At 68.7% G+C, this 20690-nt stretch carries 15 protein-coding genes; 7 read left to right on the top strand and 8 right to left on the bottom strand.

Features of this window, described 5'->3' with window-relative positions; all coding sequences use genetic code 11:
• The first annotated feature begins 5 nt into the window (after positions 1-5).
• Positions 6-3560, top strand: a complete 3555-nt coding sequence (locus tag PDM28_RS14225) for a hybrid sensor histidine kinase/response regulator (RefSeq protein ID WP_311182526.1) — start codon at positions 6-8, stop codon at positions 3558-3560.
• A gap of 46 nt (positions 3561-3606) precedes the next feature.
• Here PDM28_RS14225 and mdtD read toward each other — a convergent pair whose 3' ends face one another.
• From mdtD to PDM28_RS14200, 5 genes are read right to left on the bottom strand one after another with little or no spacing between them, the layout of a single operon-like run.
• Complete coding sequence (mdtD, locus tag PDM28_RS14220; protein WP_311182525.1) at positions 3607-5010, bottom strand: multidrug transporter subunit MdtD; 1404 nt, start codon at positions 5008-5010, stop codon at positions 3607-3609.
• Positions 5011-5020: 10 nt separating this feature from the next.
• Complete coding sequence (gene hemE / locus PDM28_RS14215) at positions 5021-6094, bottom strand: uroporphyrinogen decarboxylase (protein ID WP_311182524.1); 1074 nt, start codon at positions 6092-6094, stop codon at positions 5021-5023.
• On the bottom strand, positions 6091-6345 hold the full coding sequence (locus PDM28_RS14210; protein ID WP_070207126.1) for a WGR domain-containing protein: 255 nt from the start codon (positions 6343-6345) through the stop codon (positions 6091-6093). The genes hemE and PDM28_RS14210 overlap by 4 nt, the downstream gene beginning before the upstream one ends.
• A gap of 49 nt (positions 6346-6394) precedes the next feature.
• On the bottom strand, positions 6395-7504 hold the full coding sequence (gene aroB, locus PDM28_RS14205) for a 3-dehydroquinate synthase (protein ID WP_311182523.1): 1110 nt from the start codon (positions 7502-7504) through the stop codon (positions 6395-6397).
• Entirely contained in the window at positions 7501-8043 is a 543-nt protein-coding gene (locus tag PDM28_RS14200) for a shikimate kinase (protein ID WP_311182522.1), read from the bottom strand. Before PDM28_RS14200 ends, aroB begins: the two co-directional genes overlap by 4 nt.
• A 95-nt stretch (positions 8044-8138) precedes the next feature.
• Here PDM28_RS14200 and PDM28_RS14195 point away from each other — a divergent pair, with 95 nt between their 5' ends.
• Complete coding sequence (locus PDM28_RS14195) at positions 8139-8342, top strand: dodecin family protein (protein ID WP_102945469.1); 204 nt, start codon at positions 8139-8141, stop codon at positions 8340-8342.
• Positions 8343-8360: 18 nt separating this feature from the next.
• On the opposite strand, the gene PDM28_RS14190 is transcribed toward PDM28_RS14195, so the two are convergent.
• Positions 8361-9191: a kinase gene (locus tag PDM28_RS14190; RefSeq protein WP_311182521.1), complete on the bottom strand. Its 831-nt coding sequence runs from the start codon at positions 9189-9191 to the stop codon at positions 8361-8363.
• 41 nt (positions 9192-9232) lie between these two features.
• Between PDM28_RS14190 and pdxH the strand changes: the two genes are divergently transcribed.
• Complete coding sequence (pdxH, locus tag PDM28_RS14185; protein WP_311182520.1) at positions 9233-9832, top strand: pyridoxamine 5'-phosphate oxidase; 600 nt, start codon at positions 9233-9235, stop codon at positions 9830-9832.
• 66 nt (positions 9833-9898) lie between these two features.
• On the opposite strand, the gene PDM28_RS14180 is transcribed toward pdxH, so the two are convergent.
• Both PDM28_RS14180 and prpR read right to left on the bottom strand, forming a co-directional pair.
• A complete protein-coding gene (locus PDM28_RS14180; protein WP_311182519.1) occupies positions 9899-12451 on the bottom strand; it encodes a hypothetical protein in 2553 nt (850 codons plus the stop codon).
• Positions 12452-12918: 467 nt separating this feature from the next.
• Entirely contained in the window at positions 12919-14514 is a 1596-nt protein-coding gene (gene prpR, locus PDM28_RS14175) for a propionate catabolism operon regulatory protein PrpR (RefSeq protein WP_311182518.1), read from the bottom strand.
• A 149-nt stretch (positions 14515-14663) separates the two neighbouring features.
• Here prpR and prpB point away from each other — a divergent pair, with 149 nt between their 5' ends.
• The 4 genes from prpB (at position 14664) to prpF (ending at position 20686) form a co-directional block, all read left to right on the top strand.
• Positions 14664-15563 carry a methylisocitrate lyase gene (prpB, locus tag PDM28_RS14170; RefSeq protein ID WP_172448103.1) on the top strand — a complete coding sequence of 300 codons (900 nt, stop codon included), beginning with the start codon at positions 14664-14666 and terminating at the stop codon, positions 15561-15563.
• 28 nt (positions 15564-15591) lie between these two features.
• A complete protein-coding gene (gene prpC / locus PDM28_RS14165; RefSeq protein WP_102945394.1) occupies positions 15592-16749 on the top strand; it encodes a bifunctional 2-methylcitrate synthase/citrate synthase in 1158 nt (385 codons plus the stop codon).
• Between the two features lie 78 nt (positions 16750-16827).
• On the top strand, positions 16828-19446 hold the full coding sequence (acnD, locus tag PDM28_RS14160; RefSeq protein ID WP_311182517.1) for a Fe/S-dependent 2-methylisocitrate dehydratase AcnD: 2619 nt from the start codon (positions 16828-16830) through the stop codon (positions 19444-19446).
• 49 nt (positions 19447-19495) lie between these two features.
• On the top strand, positions 19496-20686 hold the full coding sequence (gene prpF, locus PDM28_RS14155; RefSeq protein WP_311182516.1) for a 2-methylaconitate cis-trans isomerase PrpF: 1191 nt from the start codon (positions 19496-19498) through the stop codon (positions 20684-20686).
• The last annotated feature ends 4 nt before the right edge of the window (positions 20687-20690 follow it).

Below are 20690 nucleotides of genomic sequence, written 5' to 3'. Positions count from 1 at the left end.
AGATCATGCCCGGTCCGATCCAGGAGATCCATTTGGTGGTGCCTACGCGTTGGCTGCTCCTGTTGGGACTGCTGTTGCTGTGGCCGCAACTGGCGGTGGCGCAGCCGATCCCGCCTACGCCGCGCCAGCTGACCGTGTTCGACGGGCTGCCTTCCAACACGGTCAACCGCATGGCCGAGGATGGCTACGGGTATCTGTGGCTGGCCACCAACGACGGCCTGGCGCGCTTCGACGGGCGCAACTACCGGGTCTGGCGCGCCGAGGACGGACTGCGCGACAACCAGATCTGGAGCGTGCACGTGGACGCGCGCAACCAGTTGTGGATCGGTACCGAGAACGCGGGCCTGGCAATGATGTCCGCCGACCGCCGCGAACTGCGCTTCTTCGACCGCCGCAGCAACCCGATCATCGGCAGCAACACGATCTGGAGCCTGGCCTCCACCGGCGATGGCGCGCTGTGGTTCGGCACCTACGAAGGCGGCCTGCATCGACTCGACCGCGATGGGGTCATCACCCGCTTCATGCCCGAGCCCGGCAACAAGCGCAGCCTGCCGGCCGCGTCGGTGACGCACATGGCCACCACCCGCGATGGCAGTCTGTGGGTGGGCACCAAGGCCGGGCTCGCGCGCTGGACCGGTCGCGACTTCGAGCGCGTTCCGATGTCCCGGCTGCCCACCGCCTTCATCAACGGGCTGACCGCCGAACTGGACGGCAGCCTGTGGATCAGCACCGTTGCCGGCACCGTGGTGCGCCGCCCCGATGGCAGCTTCGAGCCTGCGCCCTGGAAGGTGGATGCCGGCGACCAGGTGCTGGGCATGATGCTGCGCGACGAACAGGGCGGCTACTGGCTCGACACGCAGTCCGGGCTCGGCCGTGTCTACCAGGGCCGGTTCCAGCAGGTGCCGCTGTACAGCGCGGTGGCGCGCGGCCAGGTGCGGCCCAACTGGACCGGCGGTTACGAGGACCGCGAAGGCGGCATCTGGCTGGCCAGCAGCAACAGCGGCTTGTGGCACCTGCTGCCGCGCTGGTGGCAGTTCTCGGTGCTGTCGCGCTTGGAGGACGATCCCGCCTCGCTGCGCAATGGCTATGTGCTGGGCATGGCCGCGTCGGCCAATGGGGGCGTCTGGGCGGTCGGCACGCATGGCGCGCTGGACCGCTTCGACCCCGTGTCCGGCAGCGTCGAGCAGCATCGCACCTGGGTCAACGGCAGCAAGTGGCTGCAGTCGGTGCTGGAGGATCGACGTGGCCAGGTCTGGATCGGCTCGGATGAGGCGGTGCTGCGCTACGACCCGCGTAGCGGTGCGTTGCAGCGCTGGGGCCATGACGCGCAGACCGATGCCGCCCTGGACGGCACGGTGGAGACGCTGGCGTTGTGCGACGGCGACCGGATCTGGAGTTCCGCGTCGGGCGGACTGCAGCAGCGCGACACCGACGGCCGGGTCCTGCAGCAGGTGCTGGCCGGTACCCGCGGCCTGGCTGCCGGCCAGATGGTCCAGGACCTGTTGTGCGGGCCGCAGGACCACCTGTGGCTGGGGACCAGCCAGGGCCTGCTGCAGTGGGTGCCTGCGCGTGCGCGGTTCGAACCGTTGCCCGGCGGCACGGGCGCGGGTATCCATGCCATGGCACGCGCCAACGACGGCAGCATCTGGGTGTCGGAAGAAGGACAACTGGTCCGCTATGGCTGGCGCGGCGAGCGGCTGGAGCGCGACGCGCTGGTCGGTGCGGAGGAGGGCTACCCGAAGCTGTCGGCGACCGGTCTGGTGGTCGACGCGCAGGACATCGTGTGGGCGGCCAGCGCGCGCGGCCTGATCCGCGTCGATGCCGCGCAGGGCAGCGTGCGCCAGTACGGCGTGCGCGATGGCCTGCCCAGCCAGGAGTTCCGCCGCGGCACGCTGGTGCGCACCGCCAGCGGGCACGTCGCCGGTGGCACCCCGGCCGGCGTGGTGCTGTTCGACCCGGACCAGGTGCGGCCGGCGACGCGGCGCGCGCCGCTGGTGATCGAGCGGGTTGAAGTGCGGCGCGGCGACCAGATGCTCGACCTCACCCACCTGGAGCCGCTGGAAATCGCCGACGCCGACCGCGACCTGCGGATCGTGGCGCGACTGCTGTCGTTCGCCGATTCGTCGTCGAACAGCTACCGCTACCGCCTGGCCGGCTATGACCCGGATTGGGTGGAAGTAGGGCCAGGCGGCGAGCGCGTGTTCTCGCGGTTGCCGCCGGGACGCTACCGGCTGGAAGTGCAGGCGCGTTCGGCCGACCTGGTCTGGTCGCGGGTGCAGGTGCTGGAATTCCGCGTGCAGCCGCCGTGGTGGCGCAGCGTGTCCGGCCTGCTGGTGATGACCTCGATCGCGCTGCTGATGATGAGCCTGTTCGCCTGGCTGTACCGGCGCCGCGTGCAGCGACGCCACGCCTACCAGCTGGCCCTGCACAAGCAGGAACTGGCCGAGCAGGCCTCGGCCGCCAAGACCCGGTTCCTGGCCAACCTGGGCCATGAAGTGCGCACGCCGATGACCGGGGTGCTGGGCATGAGCGAGCTGCTGCTCGGCTCACCCCTGAGCCCGCAGCAGCGCAGCTACACCGAGTCGATCCGCCACGCCGGCGAGCACCTGCTGCACCTGGTCAACGACGCACTGGACCTGGCGCGCATCGAGTCGGGTCGACTGCAACTGCAGAACCAGCCGTTCGCGCTGCAGGGTGTGATCGAGGATGTGTGCACGCTGATGGCGGCCCTGGCCGAACAGAAGGGCCTGCGGTTCGTGGTCGACAACGACCTGCCGGCGGGGTTGAGCAGCGTCGGGGACGCGGTTCGGCTGCGCCAGATCCTGCTCAACCTGCTCGGCAATGCGGTCAAGTTCACCACCCAGGGCGAGGTGCGGCTCAAGGTGCGCGCGCTGGCGCCGGACCGTGGCCTGTATTTCGAAGTCTCCGACACCGGCCCGGGCATCAGCAGCGACCAGCAGCAGCGCCTGTTCCGCCGGTTCGAACAGGCCGATGGCGCGCGCACCGCCGCGCAGTACGGCGGCAGCGGGCTTGGCCTGGCGATCTGCCGCGAGCTGGCGCTGGCCATGCAGGGTCAGATCGGGGTGGAAAGCCAGCTCGGGGTGGGCACGCGTTTCAGCGTGACCCTGCCGTTGCCGCTTCAGCTGGCCGACGCCACGGCCGGCGGTGCCGGGACGACCGATGGCCAGCCGTTGCCGCCGTTGCGGCTGCTGCTGGTGGAGGACGACGGCACCGTGGCCGATGTGATCGTCGGCCTGCTCGGCGCACGCGGGCATCAGGTGGTGCATGCCGGGCATGCGTTGGCGGCCCTGCGCGAAGTCAGCGACACCGCGTTCGACGTGGTCCTGCTCGACCTGGACCTGCCGGGACTGGGCGGCATGGAACTGGCCGGTCACCTGCGCAACCAGGGCTATGCGATGCCGTTGCTGGCGGTGACCGCGCGCACCGACCCAGGCATCGAGGAACAGGTGCGCCAGGCTGGATTCCAGGGCTTCCTGCGCAAGCCGGTGACCGGCGACCTGCTGGAGCAGGCGATCGCGCGGGTGCTGTCAGTCCGCTGAAACGCCAGAAGGTCATCGGGCCAGCGGCCCGCTGCTACGAGGTCGCCTATTCGGCGACCTCTTCCACATCCCGCGGTGAAGGACGGGTATCAGGCAGCTGCCAGAAGATCACGGTGGAGGTGAGGGTGATCGCGCCGACGCAGACGAAGGTGGCGTGCAGGGCGGCGGTGGCGCCGTGCAGTGCATCGAGGTGACCGAACGCGGCCAGCAGGCTGCCGGCGGCGGCTGCACCGAAACCGGTGGCCAGCATCATCACCATCGACAGCAGGCTGTTGCCCGAGCTGGCGAAGTCGCGGTCGAGGTCGCGCAGGGTCACGGTGTTCATCACGGTGAACTGCAGCGAGTTGACCGCGCCGAACACCGCCAGCTGCACCACGCGCAGCCACATCGGCTGGCCCGGCACCATGAAGATGAAACTGGCCATGGCAATGCCGACCAGCACCGTGTTGACCATCAGCACCCGCCGGTAGCCGAAGCGTTCCACCAGCTTGACCGCATAGCGCTTGGACAGCATGCCGGCGGCGGCCACGGGAATCATCAACAGGCCGGCGTTCATCGGGCTCATGCCCATGCCTACCTGCAGCAGCAGCGGAATCAGCAACGGCATGGCGCTGCTGCCGATCCGGGAAAACAGGTTGCCGAGGATGCCGATGCGGTAGCTGGGCACGTGGAACAGCGCCAGCGAAAACAGCGGCGCGGTCGAGTTCGCGGCATGCAGCCAGTAGCCGACCAGTGCGGCCAGCCCGGCCACCGTCATCAGCATCACCAGCGCATGCGGCGTGCCCATGCCGGAGATGCCGTCCAGCGCCAGCGACAACACCACCATGCCGAAGGCGAGCATCAGGTAGCCGGCGATATCGAACCGGGTGCGGTGTTCGGCGTAATGGTCGGGCATGACTTTGAGCGCGGCCACATAGCCGATCACGCCGATCGGCAGGTTGATCAGGAACACCCAGTGCCAGGACGCCACTTCGACCAGCCAACCGCCCAGCGTGGGGCCGATCAACGGACCGACCAGCGCCGGAATGGCGATGAAGCTCATCGCACGCAGGAACTGTTCGCGCGACACCGAGCGCATCACTGCCAGCCGTCCCACCGGCAGCAGCATGGCGCCACCCACGCCCTGCAGCACGCGTGCGGCCACCAGCTGGTGCAGGGTCTGGGCCAATGCGCAGGCCAGCGATCCCAGCGTGAACAGGATGATCGCGGCCAGGAAGGTGCGGCGGGTGCCGAAGCGGTCGGCGATCCAGCCCGAGGCCGGAATGAAGGTCGCCACGGCCAGCGCATAGCTGAACACCACCGACTGCATCTGCAGCGGGCTTTCGCCAAGGCTGCGCGCCATCGCCGGCAATGCGGTGTTGACGATGGTCGAGTCCAGCATCTGCATGAAGATCGCCAGCGACACCAGCCACAACAGCGGCCGGAACGAGGCGTAGCTCGGCGTCGTCATCTCCGGCACCTCAGCGCTGGCTGAGGCGGTGCACGGCCTCCACCAGTACCTGCACGTGTTCGGGATTCATGTCCGGCGACATGCCATGACCCAGGTTGAACACATGCCCCTCGCGCGAACCGCCGTTGCCCCGCGCGTAACTGTCCAGCACCTGCCCGGCGGCGCGTTCGATCGCGTCCGGGTTGCCGTACAGCGTGGCCGGATCCAGGTTGCCCTGCAGTGCAACGCGGCCGCCGGTGCGGGCCACCGCATCGGCCAGGTCCAGGGTCCAGTCCACGCCCAGCGCGTCGGCGCCAGTGTCGGCAAGGTCGCCCAGGTGCAGCCCGGTGCCCTTGCCGAACAGGATCAGCGGGGTGCGCTGGTCGCCGTCGCCGCGCTCCAGTTCGCGCGCGATGCGGCTCAGGTAACGCAGCGAGAACTCGCGGTACATCGCCGGGCTGAGCACGCCGCCCCAGGTGTCGAACACCTGCAGCACCTGTGCACCGGCGGCGCGCTGCGCCGCCAGGTAGGCCACCACCGCGTCGGTCACCACCGAGAGCAGCTGGTGCAGCGCGGCCGGCTCGTTCAGCGCCATCGCCTTGATCCGCGCGAAGTCCTTGCTGCCGCCGCCTTCCACCATGTAGCAGGCCAGCGTCCACGGGCTGCCGGAGAAGCCAATCAGCGGCACCTTGCCATCCAGTTCGCGGCGGATCACGCGCACCGCGTCCATCACGTAGCGCAGCTCGGTTTCCATGTCCGGCACCGCAAGCCGGGCAATCGCAGCGGTGTCGCGCACCGGGTGCCGGAACTTCGGGCCTTCGCCTTCCACGAAGTACAGCTCCAGGCCCATCGCATCGGGAATGGTCAGGATGTCCGAAAACAGGATCGCCGCATCAAGATCGAAACGACGCAGCGGCTGCAGGGTCACTTCGCAGGCGATGTCCGGAGTCTTGGCCATCGCCAGGAAGCTGCCGGCCTTGGCCCGGGTCGCGCGGTATTCCGGCAGGTAGCGGCCGGCCTGGCGCATCAGCCAGACGGGGGTGCAGTCCACCGGTTCGCGGCGCAGGGCGCGCAGCAGGCGATCGTGGCGGGAAGGGTCGGTCACGGGGTGCGTCCTTGGGGTAAACGTTCAATGATCTGGTAGCCGCGCCGCAGCTCGGCGTCGCGTGCCTTGTCGAAGGCGGCCTGGGCCTCGGCCCGGGTGTCGTACTGCTGGCGGCGCAGTCGCGCGCGCCCCCCGACCGGGCCCGACTGGAGCAGCAACTCCCAGCTGCCGAAGAGGTCCGGCACCAGCGTGAGCTCGAGATAGTGGGCCCGCTCGGTGCCGATCGGGGCGTGCTGCAGGAATACGTGCATGGGCACGATTGTAGCCGCGAACCGGGAACGCGGCCGTCACTGCGCCGGCTCAGCCGGTCCGGAGCACCCGCAGCACGTCGGCTTCGTCGATGTCGGCCACCACCTGCGCGCGGCCGATGCCCTGCCACAGCACCAGGCGCAGGCGGCCGGCCACGTTCTTCTTGTCCAGCCGCATCCGCGCCAGCAGCGCTTCGGGATCCAGCCCGGCGGGAATCTCGACCGGCAGCTCATAGCGCAGCAGCAGGTCGCGCAGGCGCGCGGTGTCGTCGGGATGGCTCATGCCGAGCTCGACCGACAGCCGCGCGGCCAGCACCATGCCTACCGCCACGGCTTCGCCATGGTTGAGGTTGTCATTGCCCGGCGCGCCATAGCCCTGTTCGGTCTCGATCGCATGGCCGAAGGTGTGGCCCAGGTTCAGCAGGGCGCGCTCGCCCCGTTCCAGCGGATCGCGCGCGACGATCTCGGCCTTGTGTTCGCAGCTGCGCGCGATCGCCTGCGCCAGCGCGGCATCGTCGCCGGCCAGCAGTGCAGCGTGCTCGGTCTGCAGCCACTGGAAGAACAGCGGGTCGCGGATTGCACCGTACTTGATCACCTCGGCCAGCCCTGCGCGCAGCTCGCGCGGCGGCAGCGTGCGCAGCGCCGCGGTATCGGCGATCACCGCGCGCGGCGGATGGAACGCGCCCACCAGGTTCTTGCCTTCGGGGATGTCCACCGCGGTCTTGCCGCCGACCGAGGAATCCACCATGGCCAGCAGCGAGGTTGGCAGCTGGACGCAGTCCACGCCGCGCATCCAGCACGCGGCCGCGAAGCCGGCCAGGTCGCCGGCCACGCCGCCGCCGAGCGCCATCACGCAGGCGTCGCGGGTGGCACCCAGCGCGGCCAGCGCGGTGATCGCCGCACCGAAGTTGGCCAGGGTCTTGGACGCCTCGCCGGCCGGCAGCACCAGCTCGCCGATGATCAGGTCGGAGCGTTCTGCCTGCAGCGCCCGCTTCACCCCGTCCAGGTACAGCGGGGCCACCGAGGAGTCGCTGAGCAGCAGCACGTGGCGGCCGCGCACATGCCGGGCCAGCAGCGTGCCCTGGCCGAGCAGGCCCGGGCCGATATGGATGGTGTAGGGGGTGTCGCCGCCCACGGCGACGGTACGGGGCGAAGCGGTCATGCGGTCGGTTCCAGTCGCTGCCAATGCGTGGCCAGGCGCAGCACCAGCTGCGCGGTGGCCTCGCCCGGCGTGTACAGATCGGTGTCGAGGGTGAGGTCGGCCAGGCCCTGGTACAGCGGGTCGCGCACGCTGGCCATCTGCTCCAGCACCTGGGCGCGGTCGGGCCGCTGCAGCAGCGGCCGGGTCCGGTCGCGGGCCAGCCGTTCCAGCTGCGCCGCGACGCTGACCCGCAGGTAGACCACGAAGCCGCGCCGGGCGATCGCCGCGCGGTTGTCCGGGTCCAGCACCGCGCCGCCGCCGGTGGAGACCAGCTGGCCCTGGCCGGCCAGCAGATGCTGCAGCACCTGGCGTTCGTGCTGGCGGAAGCCGGCTTCGCCGGAATGTTCGAAAATGGTGGGAATGCTGGCCCCGGCCGCGTCCACGATGGCCTGGTCGGCGTCCACGAAGTCGAGGGTGAAGCGCTCGGCCAGGCGGCGCCCGATGCAGGTCTTGCCGGCGCCCATCGGGCCAATCAGGATCAGGTTCGGAGCGGGATTCATTACCCGTGATGCTAACACCTCCGTGTCGCGGCCTTTACGCGTTTACCCCCATGGTGGGCCGCGCGGAATCCCCCGCGCGCAACCGGAGCAGCTCCATGTCAGTCGCCAAAGTCATCGAGATCAACGCCGCCTCCAAGACCAGCGTCGAAGACGCGGTCCGCACCGGCCTGAAAAAAGTCTCGGAAACGGTCAAGGGCATCCAGGGGGCCTGGATCAGCGAAACCAAGGTGGTCACCGACGGTTCGGGCAACATCACCGAATGGCGGGTCAACCTGCGCGTGACCTTCCTGGTGAGCTGAGTACGCCTCGTGCCGCGCTCAGCCCGGCGCGGACACGATGCCACGATGTTCGTCCAGCACCACCACCCGGTCGGCCCGCTCCGGCAGGGTGCGCAGGGCCTGGCGGCTGACCCGTTCGTAGTACTGCACGAAGCGGTCCAGCTGGGCACGGCTCATGCTGCTGCGCCCGGGGTGCGCGGCCTGCAGGTTCTGCTCCTGCTGCCAGCGCCAGCGCGGCACCACGGCGAAATCCGGCGGTTGCAGGAACCACAGCCGGTGGCAGCGTTGCCACAGGGCAGGGTAGTGCTCGGCCAGCGCCTGGTTGCACCAGCGGCGCCAGCGGCCATCGGCGTCGGCCTCGCGTTCCAGCGCATTGAGCGGCGGGTCCAGTTCGGTGTCGGCCTGTGCCGGCGTCCCCAGGAACCAGCCTTCGAACACCAGCAGGTCCAGACCGGCGTCCACCTGCGGCCAATCCGACGCGGGCATGCGCTCGTCGGCCAGCTTGTCGAAGCGCGGCAACGCGACCGGCTGCCGCGCCGCAATGGCATCCAGCGTGGCATGGGCCAGGTCCAGGTCGTGGGTGCCGGGCGGGCCGCGGGTCAGCAGCAATGGGTGCACCTGGCGCGCCAGTCGCTGGCGCTGCGCGCGGGTCAGGTAGAAATCGTCGATGGACAACGTCGCCGCGCGCAGGCCGCGCTGCCCGGCCAGGGCCACTACCTGCGCGGCCAGCGTCGATTTGCCGCTGCCCTGCAGGCCGCTTATCGCCAATACTGGAACCCGTGCGTCCACCGCCAACGCGTCTTCCAGCGCCTGCGCGACCAGCGCATCGGGAAATTCCTTGTTCCGGGACATGTGCGCTGCAACGTGCATGCGGTGACAATAAACCCAAACCGAGCCGCAAGATACCGACCATGACCGATCTCCATGCAGAAGCGCTGTCCACCTTCGCCGCGCTGTTCGAAGAAGCCAAGCGCAGCGCCGAACTTGAACCCAACGCGATGACCGTGGCCACCGCTACGGCCGCAGGCATTCCCTCGGCGCGCACGGTGCTGTTGAAGGCGTTCGACGCGCGCGGCTTCGTGTTCTACACCCACCTGGAAAGCCACAAGGGCCGCGAGCTTCAGGCCAACCCGCACGCCGCGCTGCTGTTCCTGTGGCGCAGCCTGCGCGAGGCTGGCATCCAGGTGCGCATCGAGGGTGGCGTGGAGCAGGTCAGCGACGCCGAGGCCGACGCCTACTTCGCCTCGCGCCCGCGCATGAGCCAGATCGGCGCGTGGGCGTCGCTGCAGTCGCGCACGCTGGCCTCGCGCGAGGAATTCGATGCGCGCGTGGCCACCGCCGAATCCAGCTTCGACGGGCGCGAGGTGCCGCGTCCGGAGGGCTGGAGCGGGCTGCGCGTGGTGCCGCGCAAGATCGAGTTCTGGTACGGCGCGCAGTTCCGCCTGCACGAACGCTGGTGCTATGAGGTCGACGCCACGGGGCAGTGGAGCAAGCGCCTGCTGTATCCGTAAACGCCCTGCCTGCTGAAAACATGCGGTGCGCCGGCGCTGGCGCCGGTGCACCGCAGTGCGGACCACTCAGGTTTCGGCGGGCAGGGTCAGCGGACCGATCAGGGCCGACGTCGCCTTCTGTCGCGTGGTGATGTCACCCACGGCTTCGAACAGGGCGAACAGCTGGTCGCGCCGCACCGCGCGGTCGGCTTCCAGGTTGAACGCGTCCAGCGTCGAGGTGTCCGGCGCGGACCGCCGGGTGGTGGCGCCGCCCGGGGTGGTGGCTGGCTCACGCTGCAGCCAGTAACGCGCTTCCAGCGCGGCAACCGAGCTTGAATCGACCAGCGCCTCGGCCAGCGCGTCCAGGTCATCCCCATACAGGTCGAGCATCCGGGTCCAGGTCTCGGCATGCGGCGTCGTGGCCGAGCACTCGGACTGGTAGCGCATCAACGTGTTGGTGAGGGTGGTGGCGGGAAGACGTTCGTACAGGGTCGTCGTAGTGGAACGGCTGTGTTGCAGCGTGAGCGTGGATGCCACCGCCGGCGCCAGGGGCACCGGCACGGTCACGTCCACGCCCTTCGATGTCTCACCTTCCACGCGTACCGAATACACATGGCTGCCGCAGGCCTTCCGCGGGAAGTCCGGGTCGTTCTGGAAGCTCGGCCGGAAGAAGCGCAGTCTGCAGCGCATGGCGCCGCCCAGGCTGAAGGAGGCGCTGATCGGATCGATCACGGCTCTTGCCTGCTCCGCTGGCAGGGTTCCCCAGGCCGGGAACTGGCGCTCCAGCTCCGAAAGAAGGGTGCCCAGGGAAGGTGCGAGGTCTGCAGCGAAGGTCACCACCAGGTAGTCGCCGTCGCGCAGCGGATCCGGATCCTGGCGAACCTGGCGGTCCACCGTCACCGCGCCGGTGGCGCTGAACAGGGGCAGTGCCGCCGACAGCGACAGCGTGCCGCTGGTGGAGGCGATGCGCTGGATCTGCTCGCGGAACGCATGGGTGGCGCGCTTCATCCACTCGCGGTCGTGCGGCAGCGTGGTGTCGTGGATGCGCCGCGCTTCTGCCTGGACGCTGCGCTGCAGCGCCGTCCATTGCGCGTGCGCCGGTCCCGTGTGGGGCTCCGGGACTGCCTGCAGCCACGCCAGCGTGTCGAGCATCGCGATCATGATCGGCTCGGGAGCCGTGCCGGCGGCGCCCCAGTCGCGCGCCAGCGAAGCCAGCGGTGCGCGCGCGTGCGCCGGGGCGCGCAGCGACAGGTCGGCCAGCGCCTGCAGCTGGTCGAAGGCGGCGCGGACGTCCGCAACCGCATCGAGCCGGCGGGCAAGGCTCCCTGCCTCCTCGGGGCGCTCCGTGAGCTCCCGCACGGCGCGCAGCGCAGGCAGCTGCCAGTGTTTGTCGGCAGGCCGCGCGTCCAGCACGCGGGCCAGCCGCTGGGACATCCGGGCATCCAGCGCAGCGTGGACATCCGCATCCTTGGTGGCGGGCAGGCCGTCTGCGCCCAGTTCGGTCAGCCGCGTGGGCAGCGACGCGCGCAACTCGGTGCGCGCCAATGCGCCGCTCGCCCCGAGCTGGCCCACGCCGTAGCTGGCAGCCGCGTCCAGCGCGCCGCCGTGCACGGTCATGCCGGCGCTGATCAGCAGCCCCCGCTTGCCGAAGGCCAGGGGTCGAGCCACGGCCTGGTGTCCCAGTAGCACCGGCAATGTGGATTGCAGTGCCAGCGCGCGGCTGGTGCGCTCGTCGTAGCGGTCGCGGCGTGGCTCGGTGACGCGGTTGAAGGCGCGCTGCAGTGCGTTGCCGCCGAGCCGGCGTTCGACCGATGCGTGGGCCAGGCGCAGGACCCGGGTTCGCATCGACATTGAAATGTCGGCCTCGCCCTCGCTGGAGTAACCGCTGAGCTTCGCGTTTACGCCGACACCGGGGGCAACGTTTGCCTGGGCGGTGGCTTGAGCCGTGACCCGGCCGCTGCGTACCATGCCGATGGTCAGGTCGTCGAAGGTGCCGACGCTGGTGTCTTTGGCTGCTCCCAGTGCAGCCCCGGCATCCACCGCGCCCGGCAATCCAAAGCGGACCCCCAACATGCCACCCGTGCGGGTGCTGCGTTGCGATCCCGGCAATGCATTGCGCTTCTCGCGTTCGGTATGCCGGGCGATCTGTTCGTGCAGCATCGCTTCGGCACGCGCGGCGCGCGTCAGGTCGTAGAGCGTGATCCGCAACTGCTTCTGCCGCTCGGGCACGGTGGCGCCCGTGGGCAGGTCCTTGATCGCGCGCAACAGCTGGCTGCACTGGCGACGGCCCAGTGACGCCTCCGGGTCCAGTGCCAGCCTGTCCAGCGTGCGGCCGAATCTGGCAGGGGCGCCGTTTCGGGTCTGGCCGAGCAGCAGGTGGATCTGGCTGCTGAGGATGCCCAGCGCTTCTTCGTTGGGTCCGGGGGCGCGAGGCGCTTCGGCATTGGCGGCCGACGCCGGCATCCGGCTCACCCGCACCGGTGCAGGCAACGCGAGAGACGGATGGTTGCTGATGCCGGTCAGCGGGATGGGCGTGGTTGCATGCGGCGGGACCGGGATGACGCTGTCGCGGCGCCCGCGCATCAACTGGGCAGCGCGGACGAAGAAGCTGGGGAGGATCCTGGCGGTAGCTTGGAACATGCGGATGTCCTGGTGAGGATGAGCGGGGTCTCACCGGCGCAGGAACGGCCGCCGGTGTGCTCCGGAACCTACCGGCGCGGTACGGGCTTGCACATTCCACTTCTCGCAAAGAATTCACACGGGGTTTTTCTTGATGAACCCGGTTCGTTGCGCGTAACAGGCCAAAGACGATTGGTGCTATCGCCGCAGTCAATCGTTGGATCCTGACAGGTTCGGCGTCCGCGCCTTGAAAACAAGGGGATTCCCGCCGCAGTAGACAAAGATGTCGTTTTCAGTGCGATAGGCGCGCTCTGTTCAAGTCAACCGGGTAACCGTACGCGTTGTCGGATCCTGCACTTGCAGGATGCGCAATGATGAACATGTCGCAGAATCAAAATGGGGCGAATGCGTTTCGGAATTTTCCCGATGCAATGTCGGATGACACCCGGTCTGCGTGTAAGCGCCAGCAACGTCGCGCAGCGTGCGCGTTAGCCTGTAACGCGCAGCCATCGCCATAGGGTCGTACGCGACACACCCAGGCGTGTCGCCAGCTGTTCACGGTTGCCCTGGTGGTCATCCAGCCACTGCTGCAGCACGGCCGGTGAAGGCCGGGTGGCGATGGCGGGGAGAGCGGGCGCCGCACCTGCGGCGGTGGGGAGCGCCTGCTGCAGTTCGGGCAACCAGGACCGCAGCTGGGCCACCCCAAGCGCACCCGCCTGCAGCGGCCAATGGATGCGCAGCCGGTCGACCAGGTTGCGCAGCTCGCGGACGTTGCCGGGCCAGGCATACGCGCAGAGCTGCTGGGTGGCTTCCGCGTCCAGCGGTGAGGCGCGTTGCCCGAGCTGCTGGAAGAAATGCTCCAGCAGCTCGGGCACGTCCTGCGGCCGCTCCTGCAGGGTGGGCAGCGCAATGCGCAGCGCCGCCAGCCGGTAGTACAGGTCGCGGCGGAAGCGTTGCGCCTGCACCAGCGATTCCAGGGCCTGCAGAGTGGCGGCGACCACCCTTACGTCGACCGGGGTGGGTTCGGTGGCGCCCACCCGCAGCACCTCGCGCTCCTCCAGCACCCGCAGCAGCCGGGTCTGCAACGGCAGCGGCAGCTCGCCGATCTCGTCGAGGAACAGGGTGCCGCCGTCGGCGGCTTCGACCAGCCCAACCCGTCCGCCGCGCCGCGCGCCGGTGAACGCGCCTTCGGTGTAGCCGAACAGCTCCGCTTCCAGCAGCGATTCGCTGATCGCACCGCAGTTCAGCGCCACGAAGCGTCCGCTGCGTCCGCTGGAAGCGTGCAGCTGGCGCGCGACCAGTTCCTTGCCGGTGCCGGTGGCGCCGGTGACCAGTACGGTGCTGTCATGCGGGGCGTACAGCGCGATGCGTTCGCGTACGTCCTGCATCGGCGCGCTGTCGCCGAGCAGCAGCGGCCGTTCCGCGCGTCGTGCGCCGGCAACGCGCCGGCGCGGGAGTGTCGCGCCGGAGCGGGCCAGGGTCTGGGTCAGTTCCAGCGCATGTTCGAACGCGTGCCGCACCGAATCGGCCGAGTACAGCAGCACCCCGGGCAGCCCCACCTGTTCGGCATGGTCGATGGCCATGCCGGTGCCGACGATCACTTCAATGCCGTTGGCGCGCAGGTCGGCGATGCAGTCGCGCGCGTCTTCGCGGGTGACGAAGCGGCGGTGTTCGATGTCCAGCCCGAAGCTGTGCTGGAAGCTGTTGAAGCTGGGCACGTCGCTGGCATGCGTAACCAGCCCGATCCGTGGCGCGATCCGCCGCGCCCGTGCCAGCGCTTCCATCAGGTCGAAGCCGTTGGCCTGGATCGGCACCAGCGGCACCTCCAGCCGGCTGCGCAGGTAGGCCGCGTTGGAGCCGCCGGCAATCACCACGTCGCAGTGCTCACGACGCAGGCGCTGGCCGATCACATCCACCGCCTCTTCAAAACCCAGGTTGATCGGCACGATGCGGGCGCGCCGGTCGAACTCGGGAATCACATCGCCGAGCAGCCCGGTCAGGCGCGACACGCTCACCGTCCAGATCACCGGCAGGGCGCCGGGGTCGGGGTCGGGCAGGCGGGGGCGGGGCAGGCGGATCGACATCGGGCAGGGCCATGTTTCAGTTGCATGCATGTTACATGCGTTTCAATGTTTCAAGGTGAAACACGTGTTTCTGCGCCCGTTATGAACGAAATCAATCACTTGCCAGTTGGCATGCCCCTTGCGCCCATTGCCGGGTCAACCACGATGGAATGTTGCCCATGAGCACCCCTGTTTCCTCCGCCGGCGCCCGTTTCCGTGAAGCGCTGGCTGCCGAGTCGCCGCTGCAGGTGATCGGCGCGATCAACGCCAACCATGCGCTGCTGGCCAAGCGTGCCGGTTACCGCGCGATCTACCTGTCCGGTGGCGGCGTCGCGGCCGGCTCGCTGGGCCTGCCCGACCTGGGCATCAACACCCTGGAAGACGTGCTGGTCGACGTGCGCCGGATCACCGACGTCTGCGACCTGCCGCTGATGGTCGACATCGACACCGGCTTCGGGCCGAGCGCGTTCAACATCGCGCGCACCGTGAAGTCGCTGATCAAGGCCGGCGCCGCCGCCTGCCATATCGAAGACCAGGTCGGCGCCAAGCGCTGCGGCCACCGCCCCGGCAAGGAGATCGTGACCCAGGGTGAGATGGTCGACCGGGTCAAGGCTGCGGCCGACGCCAGGACCGACCCGGACTTCTTCCTGATCGCCCGCACCGACGCCATCCAGGTCGACGGCGTGGACGCGGCGATCGAGCGCGCCATCGCCTGCGTGGAGGCTGGCGCGGACGGCATCTTCGCCGAGGCCGCCTACGACCTGGCCACCTACCGCCGTTTCGTGGACGCGGTGAAGGTGCCGGTGCTGGCCAACATCACTGAATTCGGCAAGACCCCGCTGTTCAGCCGCGACGAACTGGCCTCGGCCGGCGTGGCGATCCAGCTGTTCCCGCTGTCGGCGTTCCGCGCGGCCAACAAGGCCGCCGAGAACGTGTATGAGACCATTCGTCGCGATGGCCACCAGAAGAACGTAGTGGACGCCATGCAGACGCGCGAGGAACTGTACGACCGTATCGGCTACCACGCCTTCGAGCAGCAGCTCGATGCGCTGTTCGCCGCCAAGAAGTAACGTCGCACCATTGTTTTCTGGAGGGATCATGAGCGAAGCAACCACCGCCCCCGGCTTCAAGCCGAAGAAGTCCGTCGCCCTGTCGGGTACCGCCGCCGGCAATACCGCACTGTGCACCGTCGGCCGCAGCGGCAACGACCTGCACTACCGTGGCTATGACATCCTGGACCTGGCCAATACCAGCGAGTTCGAGGAAATCGCCCACCTGCTGGTGCACGGCAAGCTGCCCAACCGCGCCGAACTGGCCGCCTACAAGGCCAAGCTGAAGTCGCTGCGCGGCATTCCGGCTGCGGTCAAGGCCGCCCTGGAAGAGCTGCCGCCGTCGGCGCACCCGATGGACGTGATGCGCACCGGCGTGTCCGTGCTCGGCTGCGTGTCGCCGGAGAAGGACGACCACAACCACCCCGGCGCGCGCGACATCGCCGACAAGCTGATGGCCTGCCTCGGCTCGATGCTGCTGTACTGGTACCACTGGAGCCACAACGGTCGCGCCATCGACGTGGAGACCGACGACGACTCCATCGGTGGCCACTTCCTGCACCTGCTGCACGGCGTGCCGCCGCAGCAGTCGTGGGTCAAGGCGATGCACACCTCGCTGATCCTGTACGCCGAGCACGAGTTCAACGCCTCCACCTTCACCTGCCGCGTCATCGCCGGCACCGGCAGCGACATGTACAGCTGCATCACCGGTGGCATCGGCGCGCTGCGCGGCCCCAAGCACGGCGGCGCCAATGAAGTGGCGTTCGAAGTGCAGAAGCGCTACGACTCCCCGGACGAGGCCGAGGCGGACATCAAGGCCCGCGTCGAGCGCAAGGAAGTGGTGATCGGCTTCGGCCATCCGGTGTACACGGTCAGCGATCCGCGCAACAACGTGATCAAGGACGTGGCCCGCGAGCTGTCGGCCGAGCAGGGCAACCTGAAGATGTACGACATCGCCGAGCGCCTGGAATCGGTGATGTGGGACATCAAGAAGATGTTCCCGAACCTGGACTGGTTCAGCGCGGTGAGCTACCACATGATGGGCGTGCCGACCGCCATGTTTACCCCCCTGTTCGTGATCGCGCGCACCTCCGGTTGGAGCGCGCACGTGATCGAACAGCGCATCGACGGCAAGATCATCCGCCCCAGCGCCAACTACACCGGGCCGGAAGACCAGGCCTTCGTGCCGATCGACGAACGCAAGTGATGCAAACGCCAAGGCACCCCTCGGGGTGCCTTGGCCGTCTTACCGCTTCGGCCCGCCAACGAGCAGCTACCGCCAGCCATGAACATTGATTACCGCAAGAACCTCCCCGGCACCGCGCTGGACTATTTCGATACCCGGGCCGCGGTCGACGCGATCCAGCCCGGCGCCTATGCCACGCTGCCGTATGTCTCGCGCGTGCTGGCGGAAAACCTGGTGCGCCGCTGCGACCCGGCCACCCTTGAGGCCTCGCTGCGGCAGCTGATCGAGCGCCGCCAGGATCTCGATTTCCCGTGGTTCCCGGCCCGCGTGGTCTGCCACGACATCCTCGGCCAGACCGCGCTGGTCGACCTGGCCGGCCTGCGCGACGCCATCGCCGATGGCGGTGGCGACCCGGCCAAGGTCAACCCGGTGGTACCGGTGCAGCTGATCGTGGACCACTCGCTGGCCGTGGAATGCGGCGGCTACGACCCGCAGGCATTCGAGAAGAACCGCGCCATCGAAGACCGCCGCAACGAAGACCGCTTCCACTTCATCGACTGGACCAAGCAGGCCTTCCAGAACGTGGACGTGATTCCGCCGGGCAACGGGATCATGCACCAGATCAACCTGGAGAAAATGTCGCCGGTGATCTACGTCAAGGACGGCGTGGCCTTCCCCGATACCTGCGTGGGCACCGACAGCCACACCCCGCACGTGGACGCGCTGGGCGTGATCGCCATCGGCGTGGGCGGCCTGGAAGCCGAGAACGTCATGCTTGGCCGCGCCTCGTGGATGCGCCTGCCCGACATCGTGGGCGTGGAGCTCACCGGCAAGCCGCAGCCGGGCATCACCGCCACCGACGTGGTGCTGGCCCTGACCGAATTCCTGCGCGCGCAGCGCGTGGTCGGTGCGTGGCTGGAGTTCTACGGCGAAGGCGCCGCCGCGCTGACCATCGGCGACCGCGCCACGATCTCCAACATGTGCCCGGAATACGGTGCCACGGCGGCGATGTTCTACATCGACAGCCAGACCATCGACTACCTGCGCCTGACCGGCCGCGAGGAAGCGCAGCTGGCGCTGGTGGAAACCTACGCGCGTACCACCGGCCTGTGGGCCGACGACCTCGCCACCGCGCAGTACCCGCGCGTGCTGAGCTTCGATCTGTCCAGCGTGGTCCGCAACATGGCCGGCCCGAGCAATCCGCACCGCCGCCTGCCGGTCAGCGCACTGGCCGAGCGCGGCATTGCCGACGCGGCCAAGCTGGAAGCGGGCAAGGCCGAACAGGCCCAGGGCCTGATGCCGGACGGCGCGGTGATCATCGCCGCCATCACCAGCTGCACCAACACCTCCAACCCGCGCAACGTGATCGCTGCCGGCCTGCTGGCACGCAAGGCGAACGAGCGCGGCCTGCTGCGCAAGCCGTGGGTGAAGTCCTCGCTGGCACCGGGTTCCAAGGCCGTGCAGCTGTACCTGGAAGAAGCCGGCCTGCTGCCGGACCTGGAAAAGCTCGGCTTCGGCATCGTCGCGTTCGCCTGTACGACCTGCAACGGCATGAGTGGCGCGCTGGATCCGGCGATCCAGCAGGAAATCATCGACCGCGACCTGTACGCCACCGCCGTGCTGTCGGGCAACCGCAACTTCGACGGCCGCATCCACCCGTATGCCAAGCAGGCCTTCCTGGCCTCGCCGCCACTGGTGATCGCCTACGCGATTGCCGGCACGGTGCGCTTCGACATCGAGAAGGACGTGCTGGGCGTGGACGCGCAGGGCAACGAGGTGCGGCTGATGGACATCTGGCCCAGCGATGCCGAGATCGACGCGGTGGTGAAGGCGGCGGTCAAGCCCGAGCAGTTCCGCAGCGTGTACAACCCGATGTTCAACGTGCGCGTGGAGTACAGCTCGCAGGTCAGCCCGCTGTACGACTGGCGCCCGCAGAGCACCTACATCCGTCGACCGCCGTACTGGGAAGGCGCATTGGCGGGCGAGCGCACGCTGGCCGGCATGCGTGCGCTGGCGGTGCTGCCCGACAACATCACCACCGACCACCTCTCGCCCTCGAATGCGATCCTGGCTTCCAGTGCGGCCGGCGAGTACCTGGCGAAGATGGGCCTGCCCGAGGAAGACTTCAATTCCTATGCGACCCATCGCGGCGACCACCTGACCGCGCAGCGCGCCACCTTCGCCAACCCGAAGCTGTTCAATGAAATGGTGCGCAATGAAGACGGCACCGTGAAGCAGGGTTCGCTGGCCCGGGTCGAGCCGGAAGGCAAGGTCATGCGCATGTGGGAAGCGATTGAAACCTACATGGCGCGCAAGCAGCCGCTGATCATCATCGCCGGCGCCGACTACGGCCAGGGCAGCTCGCGCGACTGGGCCGCCAAGGGCGTGCGCCTGGCCGGCGTGGAGGCCATCGTCGCCGAAGGCTTCGAGCGCATCCACCGCACCAACCTGATCGGCATGGGCGTGCTGCCGCTGGAGTTCAAGCCCGGCACCACGCGCCTGACCGTGGGCATCGACGGCACCGAAACCTTCGACGTCATCGGCGAACGCACCCCGCGCGCGGAGCTGACCCTGGTCATCCACCGCCGCGACGGTACGGACGTGGTGGTGCCCGTCACCTGCCGCCTCGACAGCGACGAAGAAGTGGCCATTTACGAAGCAGGTGGCGTGCTGCAGCGCTTCGCGCAGGACTTCCTGGAATCCAGCCAGGTGGCATGACTCCACGACGGTCCGGCAGCGGACCGTCTCATTTCCCAGGACCGCTTGCATGTCTTATCTCCCCCAGCTCCGCATTCCGGCCACCTACATGCGCGGTGGTACCAGCAAAGGCGTGTTTTTCCGCCTGCAGGACCTTCCCGCTGCCGCGCAGCAGCCCGGTCCGGCGCGTGACGCGCTGCTGATGCGCGTGATCGGTTCGCCGGACCCGTATGGCAAGCACACCGACGGCATGGGCGGGGCGACGTCCAGCACCAGCAAGTGCGTGATCATTTCTGAAGCCTCCGTGCCGGATCATGACGTGGACTATCTGTACGGCCAGGTGTCCATCGACACCGCGTTCGTGGACTGGAGCGGCAACTGCGGCAACCTCAGCACCGCGGTGGGCCCGTTTGCGATCAGCAATGGGTTGATCGACCCGTCGCGGGTCCCGCACAACGGCACCTGCACCGTGCGGATCTGGCAGGCCAACATCGGCAAGACCATCCTGGCCCACGTGCCGGTGGTGGACGGGCAGGTGCAGGAGATCGGCGATTTCGAGCTGGACGGGGTGACCTTCCCGGCAGCCGAGATCCCGCTGGAGTTCCTTGACCCCTCCGATGACGGCGAAGGCGAGGGCGGTTCGATGTTCCCCACCGGCAACCTGGTCGACACCCTGGAGGTGCCCGGCGTGGGCAGCTTCCAGGTGACCATGATCACCGCCGGCATTCCGACCATCTTCCTCAACGCCGCCGACCTGGGTTACACCGGGACCGAGCTGCAACCGGCGATCAACGACGACAAGGCCGCGCTGGCCCGGTTCGAGGCGATCCGCGCGCACGGCGCGGTGCGCATGGGGCTGATCGACCACATCGACCAAGCCGCGACCCGCCAGCACACGCCCAAGGTGGCATTCGTGGCGCCGGCGCAGGACTACGTGTCGTCCAGCGGCAAGCAGATCGGCGCCGGCGACATCGACCTGCACGCGCGTGCGCTGTCGATGGGCAAGTTGCACCACGCCATGATGGGCACCGCGGCGGTGGCGATCGGTACCGCCGCCGCCATTCCCGGCACCCTGGTCAACTTGGCGGCCGGGGGCGGCGAGCGTGGCGCGGTGACCTTCGGGCACCCGTCCGGCACGTTGCGGGTGGGCGCCGAGGCGCAGCTGGTAGACGGCCAGTGGACGGTGACCAAGGCGATCATGAGCCGCAGCGCCCGGGTGTTGATGGAAGGCGCGGTGCGCGTGCCGGCCGGCACCGTTTAATCGC

The organism is Stenotrophomonas aracearum (assembly GCF_031834615.1).
Lineage (GTDB): Bacteria > Pseudomonadota > Gammaproteobacteria > Xanthomonadales > Xanthomonadaceae > Stenotrophomonas > Stenotrophomonas aracearum.
The sequence above is the reverse complement of the archived record's forward strand: the minus strand, read 5'-3'. Positions and strand labels throughout refer to the sequence as shown.